Origin of the sequence: Mesorhizobium sp. M0659 (genome assembly GCF_040320605.1) — a bacterium.
Taxonomy (GTDB): Bacteria; Pseudomonadota; Alphaproteobacteria; order Rhizobiales; family Rhizobiaceae; genus Mesorhizobium.
On the sequence record NZ_JAMYPY010000026.1, the window covers coordinates 12,656 to 32,637 of the forward strand.

The window sequence follows — 19,982 nt, forward strand, 5'->3', positions numbered from 1 at the left end:
GCCAAGCGATGCGTCAGGGCTAGACCCGCTTTGCACTCGACCACACGGCGGCGGCACGAGTTCACGTCGGAGCATTTTCGCGCGTGCCCGCGATGTCGCGGGCGCACATGCCGCCAGCCTAGATTTGATGGCGCGAGATCGAGGATCACATGCACCACAACATTAGCAAGTCAGAACAGAATGCCCGCGACTGCGGCATATCGCTGCCGAATGCGATAAAGGGTTGTCCAAAGTCCGACACGAATCCTGCGAGTGTGGCATTGCACGAGCGCGCGCTAACCGGCATCTTCGAAATATCGAAAGTACTCGCCGATGCCGCCCGGCTCGAACTCAAGTTGGCCAAGGTAGTCGATCTCCTGCACTCGTTTGTGCAGATGCGGCACGGCATCATCGCTCTCTGCGATGCCGAGGGCGGACTGGACATCACAGTGGCCAGCGGCTGCGGCACGAACGGCAATGAGCCCTCCCGGTCGCGCCTGCCGCGCAACGCCATCGACCAGATTGTGACGACCGACACGCCGCTCCTCGCAGAGGACATAGCGATGCATCCGACCTTCACTGCCGCTGATATCGAGGTGCTTGGGGCCTCCGACACCGTGTCGTTCATCGGCGTTCCCATTCGTGTTGATGGGAACGCCATAGGCGCGCTGACTTTGGACCGGGTTTTGGAAAGCAGGTCAAGCTATCGGCTCGACGATGATGTCCGGCTGCTTACCATGATTGCCAACATGGTGGGACAGACAGTCAAGTTGCATCGCTTCTCCGCGGCCGACCGCGAGCGAACGCCGGAGCTGGAACATCGGCTGCAAACGAAATTTTCTGATGTTAAGCACCCTGCACCCCGGCGCAAAAAGGTCCACGTCGAGGGGATGATTGGTGACAGTCCGGCGATAAGCGCCCTGCTGGAGAAGATCGCGGTCGTAGCCAAGGCAAAAACCACAGTTCTGCTGCGAGGTGAGTCCGGTACCGGGAAGGAGCTGGCTGCCAAGGCAATTCACGAGTTGTCGCCGCGCGCCAAGCGGCCCTTCGTTAAACTCAATTGTGCAGCGCTCCCAGAGACAGTCCTGGAATCCGAATTGTTCGGTCATGAGAAGGGTGCCTTCACAAGCGCATTCAATTCCCGCAAGGGGCGCTTTGAGCTCGCTGACAAGGGGACGTTGTTTCTGGACGAGATTGGCGAGATCTCGGCCTCGTTCCAGGCAAAGCTACTGCGCGTGCTGCAGGAGCAGGAGTTTGAGCGCGTCGGCAGCAATCAGACCATCAAGGTCGATGTTCGCGTGATTGCCGCCACGAACAGGAACCTGGAAGAGGCGGTTGCAAGGAATGAGTTCCGCGCCGACCTATACTACCGCATCAACGTGGTTCCCTTGCTGGTACCAGCATTGCGCCAAAGGCGCAGCGATATTCCGCTCCTCGCAGCTGAGTTTCTCAAGAAGTTCAACGACGAGAACGGCTGTACGCTCACCTTCGATCCGCGTGCGATTGAAGTGCTGATGAAATGTGAGTTTCCCGGCAACATTCGCGAGCTTGAAAATTGCGTGCACCGGACAGCGATCCTGGCCGAGGGACTGTCAATCGGGAGAAACGACTTTGCCTGCTCCCAAGGCCAATGCTTTGCCGAGGCGCTGTGGAAGTGCAGATCGGGCAAGGCCGCGCTGCAACCACCGCCGATCCTGCCGGAGTCAGCGAATTTGGCCACGCCCCCGGACGAGGCCGCCAGTTCGGCCGCGACTAACCCGCTTGCCGGCGCAACCCACCCAATTGGCGCGAGGACGCCCGATATAGAGCGCGTCATTGCTGCCATGGAAAGATGTGGCTGGGTGCAGGCAAAGGCAGCGCGCTTGCTTGGGCTGACCCCGCGCCAGATTGGCTACGTGCTGAGGAAATACGGCGTCGAGATCAAGCGTCTTTGAAAGCATGACCCTGGGCATGAGCTGAGCCGCTTAGCGCCTTGGCGCCGCGCAGCGATGCAGATCCGCGTCCGCGTCAACTCGATTCGACCGAGGACAGCCTGGCTGAATTCCCATCTCAGCCGGCGCTGCGACCATTGTGTGAAAGGCAACCCTGCCATCGTCAATCCCGTCCGCCATGTTGCTCTCGTTGCGAGCTCATACGGATTCCCCCTGTGTGACTGAAACGGAGTTAAATATGTCCGACGCAAAACTGCAAACTGTGCTTTCGGCTCTTTCGCAAGTGACACGACAGTTGGATGCTCTGCCGTCCAACGGACCAGCGCCGGACGCAAATTTTATCAAGCTGAATACGAATGAGAACCCGTTTCCGTTGCCGCCAATCATAATGCAAAGTGCAGTGGCGGCCCTCAAGCGCCAGTATCTATATCCGGATGACGATAACTTCAGATTGAGGGAAGCAGCGTCCAGCACCTATGGCGTTTCCAGGGATCAGGTCATCGCTGGCAACGGGTCGTCTGAACTGCTCGGACTGATCTACAGAGCTTTCCTCGCACCCGGCGACAAGGTTGCGATGATGTCGCCAGGGTTTTCGTTCAACCGCAAACTTGCCATGCTTCAGGGCGCTGAGTTCCTCGAAATCGGATGTCAAGCTCATTCCCTGCCAATGGAGCAATTGCTTTCCGGTGCGGCAAAAGATGCCAAGTTTATTATGTTGGCCAATCCAAACAATCCGACCGGAACATTCCTCCCGATAAGCGATATCGAATGCCTCGTAGCACAATCGGACCGCTTGATTGTCCTCGATGAGGCCTACGTCGACTTTGCACCCGATCACGGACTGCGCCTCATCAGCCGGTATTCGAACCTTCTGATCTTGAGGTCATTCTCGAAAAGCTATGCCGCCGCTGGCATTCGCGTCGGTTTCGGTCTCGGTCACCCTGAAATTATTGGAAGGCTGCGAAACATCCAGAACGTCTTCAACATGAACGTGATCGGGCATGCCGTTGGTATCAGCGTGCTTGCGCATCGCAGCGCCTACGCAGACAACCACAAGCACATCAAGGATGAACGAGAGCGAGTGACAGTTGCACTATCGCAACTCGGATTTTCCGTAACACCCTCCCGCGCAAATTTCTTGCTGGCCCGTGTGCCCGCGGGACAGGACGGCTCATGGTGGCAAGCAGCATTGGAGAGGCAAAAGATACTTGTCGCGTTTTTTCCAGACAAAGGCTTGGAACACTGTATCCGCGTCAGCATCGGCACAAAAGAGCAGATGGATGAATTTCTTGCTGCCGCTGGCGACATTGCTGGAAGCTTAACGGTGCCAAGCTCCAGGGGCAGGGAAGCGTCAGGCTCTGCTTCTTCGTTACGCTGACACTAATCGGCGATCAAACACATCTCTTCCGACTTGCTTGGTGATCCCAGCAAGAAAACAGCCTTCTTTTAAAATCGGGGACTTAAAGAGTGACAAACGTCTTTCCTTCAAACCTGGCTTTCGGCATCTTCGATCATTTGGATGAGGATGGCCGCGATATAGGCCGGCAGTACGAAGATCGCCTCATATTAGCAGAGGCGTGCGATCAGCTAGGGTTCTATGCCTATCATCTCGCAGAACACCACTGTACTCCCCATGGGAGAGGTCCATCGCCGAATCTGTTCTTATCGAGCGTCGCCCAGCGCACCCGGCGCTTGCGTCTCGGACCCTTGGTGATGCTGCTTGCGCTTTATCATCCGCTGCGTGCGTTCGAAGAGATCTGTATGCTGGACCAGTTGAGCGGTGGCAGGCTCGAACTGGGCATAGGGCGCGGTGCTCTCCCGACCGAATTGGGCTACTTCGGGATTGGTGCGGACGCGGTGCCGGGCCGTTATGCCGAAGCCAGCGAAATTCTTATGGAAATACTTGTTAATTCGAGGGAGGTCGGCACGCTATGCTATCAAGGCCGCCATTTTGATCTCAATGACGTTCCTTTGACGCTAAGACCTCATCAGCGTCCACATCCGCCCACATGGGTCGCTGCCAATCGACCCGAGTCCGCAGCTTGGGCCGCTGCGAATGGAACAAATATCGCGTGTGTAGGACCTTCCTCTTCTGTTCGCAAAACTACTGATGCGTTCCGCGCCTGTCGAGAGGACAACGCAGGCGGGGGGGATCAAGGGAGATTTGTCGGATTGCTCCGCATGGTCGTGATTGGGCGTTGTGACACACATGCCTATTCGCTCGCGGCACCTGCTTACGCACGCTGGCTCAAGAGCTTCCAATTCCTTTACGAGCTTAACGCTATCCCCACTCCACCAAACTTGCCGCTGACCTTCGATGCGGCAGTCGAGAGTGAATTGTGCGTGGTAGGATCAGCAGAGTCTGTGCGAAAAGCTCTGCTAGATCAGTTGGAAGAGGCAGGTGCCAACTACCTGCTTTGTCAAATGGCATTTGGAAATCTGCCGCTAGATGCTTCCCTTTACACCGCGACGACCATTCAGTCCGAAATCATGGCTCGACTTGGCTGACCATGAAATTCGCGGCCTGAGGTTACATCCTTGTGCAGCGCTCCTCACACCCACGTGCTCGAGCGTGCACGTGGTGGGGCGGGCAATCGGGAGGAGGCCAAACTGACGACGAGCAGGCGGCACAGAATACCAGCTTTGTGCGTTGGCTGGCGTCTGGGCCATCGTGTGAACATGCACGATCCTAAGGAGAGGGTAGCCGAGCGCGTCGCGATGCCGGCACGCGCCTGCTCGTCGCGCTGGCGCTAGTCGTTGCCCATAGCCAGCCGCAGGAGGTTCTTCTCGCCCGGGGCGGCATCGGTGCGGCGCCCACTAATCCAGCTTCATCAGCGGCCCGTCGGTAGCAAAGCCGTCACTCGCTACGGCGCTATTGAGGGCGCGCTCGCGAGCGGCTTTGCGACGCCCAGCTAACACCTCCAGCGAGCTCGCCCGATGATGGTGGTGCACCGCGGTCGGATACGATGCTGGAGGAAATCGTTCGCAGCCGGTCTTCACGAACTGCGAGGAGTGCTCGTTCTTGAATGCTGGCTGCTGGCCGGACGCGGTGGCCTGAGTGGTCTGCCGACACGCCCGAAAGCCAACGCGACTACCACAAGGCCGCCAAGATGTCAGGTCTGAGAGCCAGCTTGGACGGTGGTATCGTGTTCGGGAAGGTCGTCGAAGGAGGCGTAGTTGAGATAGTAGAGTTTGGAATACAGGCCGCCCATGGCTATTAGCTCATCGTGGTTGCCAGTCGCTACAACTTGGCCATTCTGAAGCACGATGATGCGGTCGGCCCCCCGGACCGTGGCGAGACGGTGGGCGATGACGAGGCCAGTCCGCCCTTCAAGCAGCTTGATCAGAGCCTTCTGAATCTGCAATTCCGTGTAGCTGTCGATGTTGGCGGTAGCTTCGTCGAGCACGAGGATCTTGGCGTCAGCGACGAGGGCGCGGGCGAAACTGATAAGCTGGCGCTGGCCGAGAGATAAGTTGTCGCCGCGTTCGCCAAGTTGGGTCTCATACCCGTCGGCGAGGCTCATGACGAAGTCATGCGCGCCGACGGCCTTGGCCGCCTCGATCACCTTGTCGCGCGTGGCTTCCGTCTTCTGGTATCGAATGTTCTCGAAGACCGTCCCGGTGAACAGGAATGGCTCCTGCAGCACCATGGCGACCTGGCGGCCGAGCGATTCCTGGGTGAGGTCGCGTACATCATGTCCGCCGACCAGCACCTGACCCTGCTGAACATCATAGAAGCGGTGGACCAGGGCCATCGAACTCGATTTGCCAGAACCGCTCGGTCCGACTATTGCGACCGTCTCGCCCGGATTGACCTTGAACGAGACATTTTTCAGAACCGAACCGTTCGGATCGTAGCCGAAGGTGACGTCCCTAAACTCGACCGAGCCGTCCATTTCGGGCGAAAGCACCTCGGCATTGGGTTTGTCCTTAACATCGATCTTGACGTCGAGCACATCGGTCAGGCGCTTGCCTGAGGCCATGGCGCGCTGCATGACCGAATATTGCAGGGTGAGTGAGCGGATCGGGTCAAAGAAGCGCTGGATGTAAAATAGGTAGGCTACCAACACGCCCACATCTATACGGCTATTCATGACCATCGAGCCGCCGACCACAATAACGGCGGCCAAGGCGAGGCCGGTGATGCCATCGACGATGGGCACCATGACCAGTGCATATCTGGCAGCGATCAGGTGGGTCCTGAGGTTGGCATGGGCCCGATCGTCAAAAAGACTGAAATTCACCTGCTGGCGGTCCATCGACTGTATGGTCCGCACGCCGTGAATGGCTTCGGCCAGCGCGCCATTGACGACGGAATTGGTTTCGTGTGCAGCCATGAAGGCGTCGCGGGCACGCGGCAACCAGACAATGCGGACGATCACCAGGATCGGCAGAACCGATAGCGTCAGGAGGCCGAGGCGAAAGTCGAGCCACAGCATTACGAAAACGATGCCGAAGAGAAGCGCAACATCGCCTAGGGAATATACCGAGGTTTCCAGGAACTCCTGTATGGAGTTAACGTCGCCTTGCAGGCGCGACATCAGGCGTCCGACCTCGGTCTTGTCCATGAAAGAGAGCGAAACCTTTTGCAGATGGCCAAACATGGCGCGGCGGATGTCGAACAGGACAGTTTCGGCCATTTTCCCATCCAAGGCTTCCTGCATGTAGCCGGCGGCGAAATTGACCAAAATCGCCGAAAGGAACGCGCCGACGGCCGCAAGCTGGGCTGAGCGATCGGGCCTTGCCGGGTTCATGCCGAGGTCGATCGCGTAGCGGATGATCAAGGGGATGAGAAGCTGCGTCCCGGTGAAGATCAGCATCGCGACAATCGTGACAACTACCTTTGCCCGGTAGGGATGGACGAAGCCCCAGATGCGACGGAGGATGCTCTTGTCGAAAGCCCGGCCGAACATCTCCTCCTCGATCCGGTGCGAGCCGACGACCGCGCGCGGAGGGCGTCTCCCGTCGTCACGTTCGGCTTCGAGTTCGCCGCGGCCCTGGTCCATCAGCGGGCGCCCCCATCCTGGCTAATAATGCTATCACCCGGGCGCGTCTGGAGATCGTAAAGGGCCCTGTAGCGTCCCCGCTTCGCCAGAAGCTCTTCATGCGTGCCGCGTTCTACGATTTCGCCTTTATCGACAAAAAGGATTTGATCGGCATGCTTAAGCGCACTCAGCCGGTGCGCGATGATGATCGTCACCCGATCCTTTGCGAAGCGCCGCATCGCCGCGCGAATGCGCAGCTCGGTGCCGGCATCGATCGCGGCCATCGAGTCGTCGAAAATGATGACGGAGGGGCGCAGCATCATGGTGCGAGCAATCGTGAGACGCTGGCGCTGGCCGCCAGAGAGAGAAACGCCGCGTTCGCCCACGACCGTCTCATACCCTGCCGGGAGCCCGAGGATGTAGTCGTGGAGCTGGGCGAATTCTCCAGCGCGTTCAATTCGCTGTCTCTTCGCCCAGGGATCGCCATAAGCGATGTTGTTCTCGATCGTTGTGGTGAATAGGAACGCATCCTGCTGTACAACCGCGACCGCCTTGCGAAGGCTCTCGAGGGTGACATTGCGTACGTCCTGGCCGTCCAACGTGATGGCGCCATCGGTCACGTCGTAAAAGCGGGGGACCAGATGAGCCATCGTCGATTTGCCGGAACCCGGCGGACCGACGATCGCGATCGTCTCGCCTCTCCGGGCCTCAAAGCTGAGGTTCTTCAGAATGGCGCGGTTTTCGGCGTTGGGGTAGGCAAATGAGACATTGTGGAAGCGCAGAGTGCCGTCACTTATCTCAAGCGGTCTGGCCTCGAGAGCATCCCTGATTGTGATCTCCTGATCGAGGAGACCGAAAAGCCGCGAACCGCAGCTAGAAGCGCGGGCAAACGCATTGACCATGAGACCGATCTGGCGGACTGGCATTTGCAGCATGGTCATGAAGGTCAGGAAGGTCGCCATGGTTCCGACGCTGATCTCGCCAGCGACGAGCTTGTTGCCACCGATCCCAAGCACCAATCCCATTGAAAAAAAGTAGGACAAGGTCATCGCCGACGTGTTTGGTACGTAGATGTCAACGAGATCGTTGGCGAGGTCGAGCGCGTTCTTGGAAGCGCCGTCGAACTTCAGCATCTCATAGGATTGAGCCGCAAAAGCGCGGACCACACGGATACCTGCGAGATTTTCCTTCATCACGCGGCTTAGTACCGAAAGGCGCTCATAGAGGTCGAGCCAGGTGGCGCGCAGCCTAAGCTGTGTGGTCGATGAGCGCCAAGCGACAAAAGGCACGAAGCTGAGCGCGGCCAAGCCGAGCACGGGATCGGTCGAGATCATCATGTAAGCGCCAATCCCGATCAGCATCGCCAGCAGGAGCACCCGCATGAGCCCGGTGGAAAAATACATCCGCACGCCTTCGAGATCGAGCATTCCGGCGGTTATCAGATCGCCTGAATGGACCCGGTCGTGAAAGGAAAAGCTGAGACGCTGGATCTTGTCGTAGTAGGCGAGCCGCAATTCGTACGCGACATGATGCCCGACGGCTTCGGCAAAATAGTTCTGCGCCATCGTGAAAACGCCGCGTAGCGCGCTGACGGCGAGCAGCAGGAGAGCCGGGGCCCAGAGCGCTTGTCCTGCCGCGGCCCCCGCGGCACCGCCCCCGATAGCTGTCTGGGTCTGGTCGACAGCCCGGCCGAGAAGCTGGGGAATGAGCAACTGGAGGATTGCCGCCATGATCGTCGAGCCCATAGCGAGGGCAACCTGCCACGGATGGCGCAGATTCATACGCGTGATGCGCAACAGCGTATTCAAATCCCGGCCCCAGCGCGCCGCTTCAACATGGGTCAACGAATTCAGTGCGTTCGTTGCGCTGCTGACAGCATCACTGTTCACGGGTGTATTCCCGACTGCATTTTGCGTCTTCGAGGAAAGCCGAAGCAGACATCATCAAAGGCATCCGCCATTGTTAATCCCGTCCCCAACCTGCAGCCGTGCCCGTTCCCACAAGCCGAGCCGCCGCTTGACTTAGTGGCATGTCGATCACCGTGATTCCGCTTGCCGCAAGGAAACGCGCTTCGTTTCTGGTAAGGGTTTCCGCGTCCATTACGGTGCAATAGGGACCGCGGGAGCGCTTCATGATCTGTCTGGCGTAGGTGCGCAGCATCTGATCGTTGAAGCGGCAGCCAACGAAGAAAAATCCACGGGTGATGCGCCGTTCCTTCACAGCGTCTGGGATCGGTGTCTGGATATCAATTTCGGACAGGACTTCGACGTAGTCGGAATCTGCGACGAGAAAGTTTTGCGCGGGCGTAATACTCCCGTGAGGTGAATAGAGAACCGTCTTGGCCCCCAATCGGGGGTCGAGCTCCCTCCCGGACAAATCGTAGGTTTTCGTCCAAATGTTGCCGATTTCATTCGCGCGCGTGACGCCTTGTATCTCAACGACGTCCGTTCGGCCGGTCTCTACCAGAGCCGTGCGCATCGCGCTGTCATACCAGCTGTCGATGATGAGGGAGAGTGGCAGCCTTGCGAGCCAGGCGTGGAAGGGGGTCGGCCCCACCGGCGCTGCGAATATGTCGGTCATCCAAGCTTGAAGGGTCCGGCGATGCCGGCGCTGTTCGATGAACTGCGCAACCGACCACATATTGGTGCGGATCCTGGAAGGGGCAGGAGCCCGTGCGTTGAGTGCCGCGGCAACAACCTCCGGGGTATGCGGCACAGGCGGTTCCACACAGTTCAACTCAAGAAGACCTGGACCGAGATAGGGGATCACCTCATCGGCGGCGAGCGCTCCCTTCGCCAGGTCAAGCAGCTTTTCAGCAAAACTGTCCCGCACAATGACGAGGTGGCCCGATGTCAGGATCGTGTTCATCTCGTTTCCTCGCGACGCACCTAGGGGCAGCATCAGCCCTCTTCGGAAATCTTCCTTGCCTCGACGGTGATCGGCAGACGCGTATCACGTGGGAGATCGGGTAGGAGGAGCCGCCACCCGTTCCTGAGCGTGACCGTTCCGCCCCACAACTCTTCCTTCTCGAGTTTGATGATCGGCTCTTCGAGGTCCTTTTTGGGGACATACGCCGACAAACCAGCATCGGTCCTGCGGATCATGACTTTCATCTGGCCGTCCCTTCATTGGTATTGCTTTCAGCACTGCAGGGCGCCTCGGCCTTGTCGAGGCTCATCAGTTCACGCGCTCGCATACCGACGACGGTGCCACGGTCGATCCACTCGACCGCATAGATGAAGAACTGCTGGAGAAAGGTGCCAATGTCGCGCACATATCCCTCGTCCCCCTTCCGCACGAGATTTTCGCCGATCTCCCTGCCAGGATAGGTGCCGTCATTCTTTATGTGGCGAGTGGCACGTACCCGCTCTCCCGGCATGAATCGTGGAGGCCTGCGGATTTCGATCTCCTCTTCGCGTCCGAGCGACATGTCCGTTCCCTGATTTCTCTTGCGGCTGAGATTGCGAACAAGGCGTTCCATGCGTCCTGCGTAGGCAGCCCCCAACCATGTCGGCAGTCCAATGTCCGTTACGCAGGAACGCAGGTCTTCGGCACCGGACATACCGAGGCACATTGCTGCGCATCGAAGACCCCCTCGCATTCGGTACACTTCTGTGACTCGATCACGTAGCTCTCGCCTTTGAACTTGATCGCGCCGGAAGGACATTCGAATTCGCAGGCGCCGCATTGGGTGCATTGGGATGCGATGATCTTGAAAGCCATTTTAACTCCTGGTCCGAATGAATGAGACAGCTCAGGCCGTCGCCGCGAGTGTGGGGGTCCCAGATGCGGCGATGTAAATCGCGCTGATTGCTGTCTCGATATAGTCATGGGCACAGGCGTCGGTGGCTCTGATTCCAGCCTCCGCGAGCTGATCCTGCGGGCAATTTCCAATCTTGGCGCACAGCACGATATCTATGCCTTGAAGCGCTGCGATGACGCCATCGAGGGCGGCTTCTGCGCCCCAGCCGCCAAGGCAATACTTGTCCACCTTCCGATGCCCGACGAAGCTGATCCCTTTCAGCGAGGCTTGATAAACCTGGAATTCCTTCGCATGGCCGAAATGCTCATTGACGCGGCCGCCGCCCTTGGTCGCCACCGCGAAGAGAAGGGACTTGCCGGGGCTCGCTGCCTTGACCAATCCGATCGCTTCTCTCCTAGCCTCGACGTGATCACGGCGCTCCTCCGCGACCAGCTCCCGATAGGCCTTGCGTTTGCTGGCATCGTAGGTGACCTCGCCGGGAATCCGGTCGACTGTGAATTCCTGGCCACGATCTTCTCCGAGCAGGCCCACGGCATCTGCCCGGCACTGCCGGCAGTGCCGCATTAACTGGGCGCCACCTTCGACACGATCCTGAAGAGCCTTCATCTCCATTGCGTTTGGGCCGCGCTGCCCGCTCAGTCCGTAATGCGTGCCGTGTGCCGGGTCCGAAATCAGCGGCATGAGGTTGTGCAGGAACGCGCCTCGCTCCTTAACCCATCTATTCACCTCGATCAGATGCTCATCGTTCACGCCCGGGATCACCACCGAGTTGATTTTGGTGAGGATGCCCCGCGCGGTAAGCATCTCCAGGCCCAAGATCTGCCGCTGGTGCAGGATCCGGGTGGCTTCAATGCCGATGTAGCGGCGATGATCGTGAAAGATCCAAGGATAGATCTTTGCACCGACCTCAGGGTCGACCATGTTGATCGTGATCGTCACGTGATCGACATTCATGTCAGCAAGCTCATCGACATGGTCGGGCAGCGCCAGCCCATTCGTGGATATGCAAAACTTGATGTCTGGGATTTCCCTGGCGACCCTGGCGAAGGTCGCCTTCGTCTTCTTCCAGTCGTAGCAGGCGTCGCCCGGTCCGGCGATGCCGAGCACGGAAAGCTGCGGCACCTCGTTGGCGACCGCGATCACCTTGCGTAGCGCCTGGTCGGGCGTCAGCTTTTCAGAGGCTACCCCAGGCCGGCTTTCGTTGGCGCAGTTATATTTGCGATTGCAGTAGTTGCACTGGATGTTGCAGCCCTGCGCGACCGCGACGTGCATACGCGCGAAATAGTGATGCGCCTCTTCTGAAAAGCAGGGGTGATCCTTGATCTTCTCCCAGACAGCCGGATCCGTGTCGTCGGGCTTTGTCGACGAGCCGCAAGACGAAGACGCGCAGCCACCGGGTTTCATGGTGCCAAGCAACTGGTCACCGAATGTCGTGCTGAGGCTCTCAAGCGAAATTGCCGGTGCAGACATGAACGGCTCCGTTGCTGCGTGATGTCGCAGTTCAAAGCGCAAGAGCTATGCCAGCTCAAAGAGCTGTTTCGGTTCACGAATAGGCTTCTCGTGTCAGATTCCTGGATTGCTCCGACACACCTTTGTCGGGCTTACGACAGTGGACAAGCAAATAGGGTCGCGAGGCTAGCAGCCTCGGGCGCGCAGAGTGTGAGCGAGACCACTCCGGGCTGCTTACGCTTGACGTCATCGCGACGTCTGGAATTTCTTCACCTTGATACCATGCCGGCCCAAGGGCGTAGCCGATTTGCCATGGCGTGAGGCCGAGGATACGAGCCGCCCTGGAAGAACCCAACCGGCCTTGTCAATCGCGTCGATCAGCCGGTTGCGTGCCGTCAGATGCGGGCGACAAGCGGCATGGTTCGGATGCGGCCGTAAGAGGAGATACCTTGCTGCGGAGGCGCCGATGCGACTGGCCGGCAGCCGCAATTCGCTTGATCTGTTACGGCCTGTGATATGAGGCGGCGAGTGCCTGATTGAGGTGCGTGGGTATTGCCGGCAGTGGCGGCAATCTCCGGCTCTCCTTCAGCGTCCAGGACGACGATCGCTCAATTACCCGTCTGCAGAAACGTGGGCAGGACGTTCACGACAATTGGCCAGCGTATGGCGAGCGTAATCTCCAGCTCGCTCGGGGCGGTCAGCACCTTCACATATCGTAGAGTCCCTGAGCGGGTATCTGCTTAGGGCATGCTCGATGGGCGGTTCAGGGCCTCGTCGACCCGATCTGCGGCCCGGTGGCTCATAGAGACGACTTCAGCGGTTGTCGTCCAGAGTGAACCTGCATTTTTTATCTGAGGCTGAATTATGCAAGAACAGTATTCGTGCAATTTCCCTTCATTGAAAGGCGATTAAAGCAAAGATTGGCATGGCCGAGACTCAGCTGTACTGGATGATCGCCGCCTTAAGTGTGCGTGCGCCGGTCATCCGAATTTAAAGAGGATTCCGAAACCGCCGCGTGGATAGTTCCACTCGATCTCACCACTCGTCTCGCACAAAATCCGGCAGGTGCCGCACTCCATGCAGCCGTCGGCAGTGATCTCCACTTGACCCTTGTCGTTCAACTCATAACATTTCGCCGGGCAGACGTGGGTCAGCGCGAGCAAATTCGCGCTCGGCTTCTGGTGCGGTCGCACTTTGATGTGCGGGCGGCCTGAATCCACCAAGTAGCGGTTCTGGTAAAGCTTGTCCTCGACACGTGACTTCGTCGCTGCGCTGGTCATATTGTCTCCCCTCAGCGCCACGCCAATGCAAGGCGGACCGCGTCGCTGACCAGCCCCCAGCGCGAGCGCGCCTTGATGAAGGCCGCCGTGGTCGCCTTTTCCTTCTCGATCTTCGGCGTGCCGTCGACACGCATGAAGTTCTGCGCAGCTTGCGACATCAACCGCGGATAAGTCGTGAAATAATTGCTGGAATTGGTGTGGAGCAAGGCCGGCATGTCTTTGTATTTCCTCAGGTCCTTGACCACGAAGGACTTGTCCAGCATGGCTTTGTAAAGGGCGAGATTCCGTTTGTTCATCGGACCGTTGCGGGTCTTGACCTCGACGATTGCCTCAGCCGCAATGCGGCCGGAGGTCATGGCGAGGTTCGAACCCTCGCGGTGAATGGCGTTGTTCAGTTGCGCGGCATCGCCGACCACGACCCAACCATCGCCAAAGAGCTGCGGAATAGCCTTGTAGCCGCCTTCGGGAATGAGGTGTGCGGAATATTCTTTCACTTCCGAGCCGGCGATCAGCGGCCGGATCGAAGGATGGCTCTTCAAGGCATCAAGGAGAACGTAGGGGCTCTCGACCATCGCGGCAAAATCGGAGACGAGGCAGCCAATGCCCAGTGAGATGGACTCCTTGTTGGTGTAGAGGAAGCCGAGCCCGGCCATGCTGCGGGAGGTCGTGCCCACCGCCTCGATCACGCAGCCCTCATCGCCCTTTACGCCGAACCGCTGCTCAATTACCTCTTCGGGCAAGAAATGCATTTCCTTAACGGCGAGGGCCACGGTTTGCGGCTTTGGCATCTCGCGCAGGCCGGCTCGAGTGCCAAGCAGTCCGCAGACACCTTCTGCGAGAACGACCACGTCCGCGTAGATGGCTCCGCCCGCCCGGTCTGTGCGGACGCCGATCACCCTGTCCTTGGCATCACGGATGAGTTCCGTCACGGTCGTCTCGCACAGAACGGTCGCGCCGGCCGCGCGCACCTTACGCGAAAACCATTTGTCGAATTGGGCACGGATGATCGTGTACCGGTTGGGCTTCGCCTCATTGAAATCGTCCGACCTATAGTGAATCCCTGTATGGGATGTGTCGTCCATCACCCAAAGCCGCTGTTCAACCAAATGCCGCTCGAGAGGCGCATCATCCCGGAAATCCGGGATGATCTTCTCCAGCATGTTTGCGTACATGATCGCACCCTGGACATTCTTGGAGCCCGGATATTCACCCCGCTCCAACTGCAGCACCTTCAGGCCATGGCTGGCCATGGTGTAAGCAGCTGCGTTTCCGGACATGCCTGCCCCAACAACAATGGCGTCGAAGTTTTCCTCGATCATGTCCATCCCCTTAGCTCGAAAGCTTATCGCGACTGTGGGGCGACAGCCGCCGGGTGAAGGCTTCCGTCAGTGCGGGCAGGAAGCGGATCGCGTCGGTGACGATTCCGAGGTGAGCGAAATCGAAAATCGGCGCGTTCGGGTCGGTGTTGATGGCTACGATGAGATCCGCCCCCTCCACGCCAACCCGATGCTGGACGGCGCCGGAAATCCCGGCTGCTATGTAAAGCTTCGGCCGGATCGTCTTGCCAGTTTGGCCGATCTGCCGATCAGCTGGCATCCAGCTCTTCTGGACCAAAGGACGCGAACAGCCGTGCTCGGCGCCGATTGCTCGTGCGAGGTTCTTCACAAGCTGCAGGTTCTCCGCCGCGCCAAGACCAAGGCCTCCGGCAACCACGACGTCGGCATAGGCAAGGTTTGCCTTCGCCGACTGATTGTCCGGCAAGAAGCCGAGGACTTTGGTAGCGATCTCGTCCTCGGCAAGCGAAAGCTTGTGCCGGATGACACGCCCGACCGGTTTATCCGTCCGCTGCGGCATGGGCATGACCCTCGGCCGCACGGTCGCCATCTGCGGGCGGAAATTGAGCGTATAGATCGTGCACAACAAGGAACCGCCGAAAGTCGGACGCGTGGCGGCGAGCGAACTGTCGGTATCCACATCGAGTTCGGTGCAGTCGGCCGTGAGCCCCGTCTGCAAGGTCGTCGCCACGGAGCCGGCAAGATCCCTGCCCAGTGTGGTGGCACCGAGAAGAAGGATTTCGGGCTTGTGGGTATCGACCAGATCCGTCAGCGCCTTGGTGAAAGGTTCATTCCGATAGTCGGCGAGCAGGGGCGCCTCGGCGATGTAGACAAGGTCAGCGCCATACGCGAATGCTTCGGCAACGGCGTTCCCGACGGCCTCTCCCGGCGGTCCAAGCACGACGCCTGCAAGCTGGACCTGAAGCTTGTCTGCTAAGTTGCGGCCTTCGCCGAGCAGTTCGAATGATACCGGATGGACCTCGCCACGTTCGAGCTCGATGAAAACCCAAACGTGCCGATAGTCCTTGAAATGGGCGGGCAACTCCTTCTTTATGCCGGCGCGGCCGGCGGCAGGGCGAGGGGTTTCTCCGTTCGCGGTCGACATCGTTTTGCTCCTTGCCGTCACGCGCCGCCGTTAAAGGCGAGCTCATGTTCCAGCGCCGGCTGGCGGGTGAAGATTGCGGTGATGAGTTCGTCAGCGACATCGCGCAAGGCCTTCTCGGCGGTGTCGATTTGTGCTGCCTTTTCAGCTCGAGCAGGAGGGGCGAAAACACGTTTGACGACCGTCGGTGAACCGCGCAGGCCGCATTTGGTAAGATCCTCAATGCCGGCGTCGGCCGCGCTCCATTTCAAGACCTGGCTGCGCGCGGCGCACAAGGCGTCCTGGATCGAGCCCCGGCGGATCTCGTTTGTGCCTTCCAGCATGGTGATGAGGCAAGGGAGCCTGCTCTTCAGCATCTGTGTGCCGCCTTCGGAGCGGCGCTCGACCTTGATCTCGCGTGCAGCAAGGTCGACAGAAGGGATCTTCGCGACATAGGTCAGTTGCAGGAGTCGGAGGCGCTTGGCGATGCCGGGCCCGACCTGGGCGGTGTCGCCATCGATCGTCTGCTTGCCGGTGAAGACGAGGTCTGGCGTGCCGAACGTCTCGCCAATCTTCGCGATTGCCTGGGAAAGGGCGAACGAGGTTGCCAGCGTGTCGGAGCCGGCAAAATAGCGGTCGGTCAAGAGCACCGCTCGGTCGGCGCCGTAACCGAGCGCCTTGCGCAGCGCGTCCTCTGCCATGGGCGGACCCATGGTGAGCACAGTGACTTCGCCGCCATGTGCGTCGCGCAGTCTGAGCGCTTCTTCGAGGGCGAACAGGTCGTAAGGGTTGATGATGGTCGGAACACCCTGGCGCATGATCGTGTTCGTGACCGGATGGACCCTTATCTGTGCCGAGTCCGGCACCTGCTTGATGCAGATTACGATGTGCATTGGCGGTTTCTCTAGGCTCCTGTCCGGGTCCGGCATTGCGGTTATCTCCTTTGTCCGCATTATTCGTGCCAAGTCTCTTGCGCTCCCCCTTTCCTACAACTTCGGCTGGTTGCTTCTGACGGCGCTGTGGTGATGACCGGATTTGGCGGCTGCTCGACATTGTCGCGTCGCACCCTTGTCGCCGATCATTCCCGTCCGAACCGCTTCAGTACCGAGTCGAACGGAACAAAGGTGTGACCCGGCGCGGCAGGTTTGTTCGGATCGTGGTCCTTGAGCACCTTGAAAATCCGATGCGTGAGCGGCGAGGAAATCGCAAAGTCCTCGTAAGCTCGTTCGAGCGTCGCGCGCACCCTCGCGGCAATCACCTGGTCGGGCAGACCGGAGAAATCTTCTTCGGCGAGGTATTGGCCCACACGCTTCATGATATGGAGCCGCGAGACATTCAGTACCTTCGGGTCATAGGCGACGCCTAGGACTGAGAAGAATTCCTCTGCAGCCGACAAGCGCTTCAGTCGTGCGAGGATGTCGGTGACATCCATGGGGCGGCTGTCAGCGGAACAATTCATTGCATTCTTCCTGGTCGCAAAACTGTGGCCTCTGTGCGCTCGCGCACGGCTGACTTGGACCCGCACAGCTCGATGAGGGATGCTTCGCTGCACATTCCATCGTAGAGCTCGACCAGTCGAGTTGCAGTGACGGTCGATTTGGTCTCGGCCGCCTCGCGTCGGACGCGGGCCACCATCGCGGCTGCCAGATCCGGGTCGAGATCGCGACCGCTTTCGCTCAGCACATGGGCAATCGCAGTGGCGCCGGAATGCTTGCCGATGACGATCCGCCGGCAGCGGCCCACGAGAGTCGGATCGAGCCCCTGATAAGTACGCGAGTCCTTCAGCAGCCCTGCGACGTGAATGCCGGATTCGTGGGTGAAAACATCGGCGCCGACGACCGGCTTAGTGGCTGCGGTCTGCCGGCGGGCGGCCCAAGCCACCTGGGCGGCGAGGCCGGGCAATGCGGACAGCTCAATGCCGGTGTCTGCGCCCTCGAAGACTGCCATTGCGGCGGCCACCTCCTCCAGCGCGGCATTGCCCGCACGCTCGCCGAGCCCCAGGACGGTGACGGAGGCATGGCGCGCGCCTGCGCGGATCGCCGCCAGCGTGTTGGCGCCAGCAAGTCCGAGATCGTTGTGCGCATGAAATTCAAGGTCGATTGGAGACTGCACCACGAGCTGGGCGACAAGTTCGAAGGTCGAAAACGGGTCGAGAACACCGACTGTGTCGGCCAGCCTCACGCGGCTTGCGCCGGCGCGTGCGGCCGTCTCGATGACGCGGGCGAGATGATCCCGATTGGCCCGCGAGGCATCCTCGCAGCCCACCGCGACGAAGAAGCCGGCGGCGGCGGCGCGCCTGACCATATGATCGATGACCTGGAGCGCTCCCGCCTTGTCGAGGCCGAGCTTGGCGGCAAGTTGGATGTCCGACGCAGGCAGCGACAAATTGACGGCGTGAACGCCGCTCTCGATCGCTGCATCGAGATCCAACGACGTCATCCGGCACCAGGCCATGAGCCGAACCGGAAGACGCCGCGCTACCACGGCGCGAATTGTTTCGATCTCGTCGACGCCCATGACCGGCGTGCCGATCTCGATCTCTGTCACGCCGGCCGCCGCAAGAGACTCAGCGATCTCCAGCTTTTCCGTCGTGGTAAAGGCGACGCCCGGTGCCTGCTCGCCATCGCGCAAGGTCGTATCGTTGAGGGAGACATGACGGGGCATGACCGGTAGCCTGTTCTTCCGCCGCTCACGCATAGACCGGATTACCCGGCCCAGAACCGGAAAAGCTGCGCAGCTTCCCCACGATTCCCGGCATGACCTCGAGCACCCGGTCGATATCCTCTTCGCTGTTGTCCCGCGCCAAGGAGAAGCGGACTGCCGCGTGTGGCGTTTTCATCGCGCTTAGGACATGGCTTGGTTCCAGAGAGCCGGAGGTGCAGGCCGAGCCAGAGGAACACGCGATGCCAATGCGGCTGAGGAGAAGTGGAATTCCATCACTTTCGACATGTTCGAAGGAGATGTTTGCGGTGTTGGGCAACCGTTGCAAGGGATCACCAGTGACACAGGTGCTTGGGATGCGCTGGAGGATCCCGCCCTCCAGGCGATCGCGGAGCGACTTTACCCGTGTGGTCTCGTCGTCCATGAATTTCAAGGCGAGTTCGGCCGCCGTGCCGAGCCCGGCTATGCCGGGCGTATTCTCGGTGCCAGCACGCCGGTTGTGCTCTTGGTGACCCCCCTTGATCAGCGAATGGAAATCGACGCCACGTTTTACGAAAAGCGCACCGATCCCTTTCGGCCCGTGCAGCTTGTGGCCGGAGAGCGACAGCATGTCGATTGCGGTCGACTTCAGGTCCATCGGAAGCTTGCCGACCGCCTGCACAGCATCGGTATGGAATAGGGCGCCCACTTCCTTGGCCAACTCGGAAAGCCTTGCCACGGGGAAGATCACACCAGTCTCGTTGTTCGCCCACATTATTGACACGATTGCAACCTGTGGGGTGAGGGCGGCCATATAGGCGTCGAGATCGAGCCGACCACGGCAATCCACCGGGATCCTGTGCACCTTGAGGCGGCGGGTCTTCTCAAGATGCGCGCAGAGCGTCAGCACGGCGGGATGCTCGACCGCGGACGTCACGATCTCGGTTCGGTTGGGCGCCGCCTCGAGCGCTGAAAGAAGCGCTGCATTGTCGCTTTCTGTCCCACCCGAGGTGAAAGTGATCTCATCCTCGAACTCCGCGCCGATCAGAGCTTGCAACTGCCTCCGCGCCTTTCTCACCGCCGCACTGACTGAGGCGCCAAGAGCGTGTGCCGACGAAGGGTTGCCGAATTGATCCCTAAAGAACGGCAACATCGCTTGCACCACCTCAGGATCGACCCGTGTGGTTGCGTTGTTGTCGAGGTAGACAGGCTTCATGGGTGCGATCCTCAGTTAACAGAATAACGCGAGCGCTAGACCGACTCGTCGAGCCTCTGGCGCATGCCGTTGATGATTATTTGAACTGGCAGCGCGCGCAGGCGCCCGGAGTGTTTGACGTAAACCGGATCTCCGTCGATATGGACATGTTCGCAGTGGCCGTAGGTCAGCCCGCAGGTAAGGACGCCCGAACGCGATAACGCTACCGATGAGCCGAATTTGGCGCAGCGGCGCGATTTGTCCGCAAGCAGCTCGGGTGCCACCAGGAACCGAGCTGCTTCGGGAGGCGACGTCCTTTGAATCCTACTGGGAGCGAATGGCGGT

19 protein-coding genes are annotated in these 19,982 nt (G+C 59.6%); 4 read left to right on the forward strand and 15 right to left on the reverse strand.

Annotated features, from left to right (window positions below):
* The first annotated feature begins 149 nt into the window (after positions 1-149).
* The 3 genes from nifA to NKI31_RS27720 all read left to right on the forward strand — a co-directional run bounded on the left by nifA (position 150) and on the right by NKI31_RS27720 (position 4,418).
* Positions 150-1,913 (forward strand): nif-specific transcriptional activator NifA, encoded by a 1,764-nt coding sequence (nifA, locus tag NKI31_RS27710; RefSeq protein WP_352653075.1) that lies wholly within the window; start codon positions 150-152, stop codon positions 1,911-1,913.
* Between the two features lie 235 nt (positions 1,914-2,148).
* Entirely contained in the window at positions 2,149-3,288 is a 1,140-nt protein-coding gene (gene hisC, locus NKI31_RS27715; RefSeq protein ID WP_352653076.1) for a histidinol-phosphate transaminase, read from the forward strand.
* A gap of 89 nt (positions 3,289-3,377) precedes the next feature.
* The gene (locus NKI31_RS27720) at positions 3,378-4,418 is read left to right on the forward strand and encodes an LLM class flavin-dependent oxidoreductase (protein ID WP_352653077.1); all 1,041 of its coding nucleotides are present in this window, start codon (positions 3,378-3,380) and stop codon (positions 4,416-4,418) included.
* A 605-nt stretch (positions 4,419-5,023) separates the two neighbouring features.
* On the opposite strand, the gene NKI31_RS27725 is transcribed toward NKI31_RS27720, so the two are convergent.
* The 11 genes from NKI31_RS27725 to NKI31_RS27775 form a co-directional block, all read right to left on the reverse strand.
* Positions 5,024-6,916, reverse strand: coding sequence for an ABC transporter ATP-binding protein (locus tag NKI31_RS27725; RefSeq protein ID WP_352653078.1), 1,893 nt, complete (start codon positions 6,914-6,916; stop codon positions 5,024-5,026).
* Positions 6,916-8,784: an ABC transporter ATP-binding protein gene (locus tag NKI31_RS27730; protein ID WP_352653079.1), complete on the reverse strand. Its 1,869-nt coding sequence runs from the start codon at positions 8,782-8,784 to the stop codon at positions 6,916-6,918. Before NKI31_RS27730 ends, NKI31_RS27725 begins: the two co-directional genes overlap by 1 nt.
* 73 nt (positions 8,785-8,857) lie before the next feature.
* The gene (locus NKI31_RS27735; RefSeq protein WP_352653080.1) at positions 8,858-9,763 is read right to left on the reverse strand and encodes an SIR2 family NAD-dependent protein deacylase; all 906 of its coding nucleotides are present in this window, start codon (positions 9,761-9,763) and stop codon (positions 8,858-8,860) included.
* A gap of 32 nt (positions 9,764-9,795) precedes the next feature.
* Positions 9,796-10,008: a putative nitrogen fixation protein NifT gene (gene nifT, locus NKI31_RS27740; RefSeq protein WP_023807985.1), complete on the reverse strand. Its 213-nt coding sequence runs from the start codon at positions 10,006-10,008 to the stop codon at positions 9,796-9,798.
* Positions 10,005-10,325 (reverse strand): nitrogen fixation protein NifZ, encoded by a 321-nt coding sequence (locus tag NKI31_RS27745; RefSeq protein ID WP_023687354.1) that lies wholly within the window; start codon positions 10,323-10,325, stop codon positions 10,005-10,007. The genes nifT and NKI31_RS27745 overlap by 4 nt, the downstream gene beginning before the upstream one ends.
* 98 nt (positions 10,326-10,423) lie before the next feature.
* The gene (locus tag NKI31_RS27750; protein ID WP_023672218.1) at positions 10,424-10,618 is read right to left on the reverse strand and encodes a 4Fe-4S dicluster domain-containing protein; all 195 of its coding nucleotides are present in this window, start codon (positions 10,616-10,618) and stop codon (positions 10,424-10,426) included.
* A 31-nt stretch (positions 10,619-10,649) separates the two neighbouring features.
* Positions 10,650-12,128: a nitrogenase cofactor biosynthesis protein NifB gene (gene nifB, locus NKI31_RS27755; RefSeq protein WP_352653081.1), complete on the reverse strand. Its 1,479-nt coding sequence runs from the start codon at positions 12,126-12,128 to the stop codon at positions 10,650-10,652.
* Between the two features lie 959 nt (positions 12,129-13,087).
* On the reverse strand, positions 13,088-13,387 hold the full coding sequence (locus tag NKI31_RS27760) for a ferredoxin family protein (RefSeq protein ID WP_023687351.1): 300 nt from the start codon (positions 13,385-13,387) through the stop codon (positions 13,088-13,090).
* An 11-nt stretch (positions 13,388-13,398) separates the two neighbouring features.
* A complete protein-coding gene (locus tag NKI31_RS27765; protein ID WP_352653082.1) occupies positions 13,399-14,706 on the reverse strand; it encodes an FAD-binding protein in 1,308 nt (435 codons plus the stop codon).
* Positions 14,707-14,716: 10 nt separating this feature from the next.
* Entirely contained in the window at positions 14,717-15,826 is a 1,110-nt protein-coding gene (locus tag NKI31_RS27770) for an electron transfer flavoprotein subunit alpha/FixB family protein (RefSeq protein WP_023685019.1), read from the reverse strand.
* A 17-nt stretch (positions 15,827-15,843) separates the two neighbouring features.
* Positions 15,844-16,695: an electron transfer flavoprotein subunit beta/FixA family protein gene (locus NKI31_RS27775; RefSeq protein ID WP_352653083.1), complete on the reverse strand. Its 852-nt coding sequence runs from the start codon at positions 16,693-16,695 to the stop codon at positions 15,844-15,846.
* On the opposite strand from NKI31_RS27775, the gene NKI31_RS27780 reads away from it, so the two are divergent.
* Complete coding sequence (locus NKI31_RS27780; RefSeq protein WP_023708822.1) at positions 16,619-16,828, forward strand: hypothetical protein; 210 nt, start codon at positions 16,619-16,621, stop codon at positions 16,826-16,828. The two genes, NKI31_RS27775 and NKI31_RS27780, sit on opposite strands and share 77 nt — an antisense overlap.
* A 52-nt stretch (positions 16,829-16,880) precedes the next feature.
* On the opposite strand, the gene nifW is transcribed toward NKI31_RS27780, so the two are convergent.
* From nifW to NKI31_RS27800, 4 genes are read right to left on the reverse strand one after another with little or no spacing between them, the layout of a single operon-like run.
* Positions 16,881-17,261: a nitrogenase stabilizing/protective protein NifW gene (gene nifW, locus NKI31_RS27785; protein WP_023687348.1), complete on the reverse strand. Its 381-nt coding sequence runs from the start codon at positions 17,259-17,261 to the stop codon at positions 16,881-16,883.
* On the reverse strand, positions 17,258-18,466 hold the full coding sequence (gene nifV / locus NKI31_RS27790; RefSeq protein WP_352653085.1) for a homocitrate synthase: 1,209 nt from the start codon (positions 18,464-18,466) through the stop codon (positions 17,258-17,260). The genes nifW and nifV overlap by 4 nt, the downstream gene beginning before the upstream one ends.
* 25 nt (positions 18,467-18,491) lie before the next feature.
* Positions 18,492-19,658: a cysteine desulfurase NifS gene (nifS, locus tag NKI31_RS27795; RefSeq protein WP_023806336.1), complete on the reverse strand. Its 1,167-nt coding sequence runs from the start codon at positions 19,656-19,658 to the stop codon at positions 18,492-18,494.
* Positions 19,659-19,693: 35 nt separating this feature from the next.
* Positions 19,694-19,921, reverse strand: a complete 228-nt coding sequence (locus tag NKI31_RS27800) for a hypothetical protein (protein ID WP_352653086.1) — start codon at positions 19,919-19,921, stop codon at positions 19,694-19,696.
* Between the last annotated feature and the right edge of the window lie 61 nt (positions 19,922-19,982).